General features: G+C 61.9%; 1 protein-coding gene. It reads left to right on the forward strand.

Annotated features, from left to right (window positions below; translation table 11 throughout):
- Nucleotides 1-691 precede the first annotated feature (691 nt).
- Nucleotides 692-1,048 (forward strand): GMC family oxidoreductase N-terminal domain-containing protein (locus tag ACFWJO_RS40910; RefSeq protein ID WP_386873485.1); only part of this gene is annotated, 357 nt, incomplete at its 3' end.

The following is a 1,048-nucleotide window of genomic DNA, read 5'->3' on the forward strand; positions in this document are numbered from 1 at the left end:
GCGTTGTGACATGTACGGCGACGGCCCCGCCAAGCATCGCGGCCAGGACACGATGGCGAGTCGCCCGTCGTCGCCAGGCGTAGACCGTGCCCACCCGAGACGACCGAGGGCCCGTCAACCGAACCGCGGTTGACGCTTCGACGTCGGGTGAGGTCACTGCTTCGGTAATCGTCATGCTCGTCCTTGCTCCATGCGAAGAGGCGGAATACAACACACGGTCAGCAGCTTTGATGGCGCGTCCGCGGTTCTTCGCTACCTGCGCGGGTGCCGTCGCCCACAGTCAGCGACTGATTTGTCTTGCACGAGAAATCATTCGATGGGCGTGCCCGCAATATGGGATAGATCGTGCGTGTGACATAGATCATGCGTCAGCCGACTTTCGATGTCAACATAGAACGTCAACTATTTCACGGTCCTGTGAAATATGCGTTCGGCGAGCAAGGCTACGGTGCGTGCAAACCGACTGGTCGCCGTCACCCTTTCCTGGCTGCCTTTGTACTAAGGAGCTTCGAAGAGACCTGGCCGCTGTCCGACCATCCACTTTGCGCGGGAGTCTCGCGCATTCGATATCCCGAAGGTGGCACTGCCAGTCCTAGGCACAAGGGTGCGTGCTCGAGCGCAATAAGTCGCGGGCAAAGCCGTGTTGGAACCAGCAGACGCGCCAGTCGGAACACTTCGCTCCAGCGTGGTCGTGAGAGAGAGGCAGACAGTCATGAGTGGCAACACAAAGTCGGGAACGTTCGACACGGTGATCGTCGGAGGGGGTTCCGCCGGAGCCGTTTTGGCAAACAGGCTCTCGCTGGATCCGTCGAGGGAGGTGCTGTTGCTGGAAGCAGGAACGGCGTACGGTCCCGATGACAACCCGGCGGTCCTCCTCGACCCCGACCGAGTTGGCGGCGACCAGACACACGATTGGGGCTACACAGCCAAAGGCGGTCCCCTGTCCCCCGAGATCCCCGTCCCACGCGGAAAGGCTCTCGGCGGAAGCTCAGCAATCAACGCGGCCGTCGCGCTTCGCGCACGCGGCGACGACCTCGCGAAATGGGCC

Origin of the sequence: Streptomyces sp. NPDC127092 (assembly GCF_042722475.1) — a bacterium.
Classification (GTDB): Bacteria; Actinomycetota; Actinomycetes; order Streptomycetales; family Streptomycetaceae; genus Streptomyces.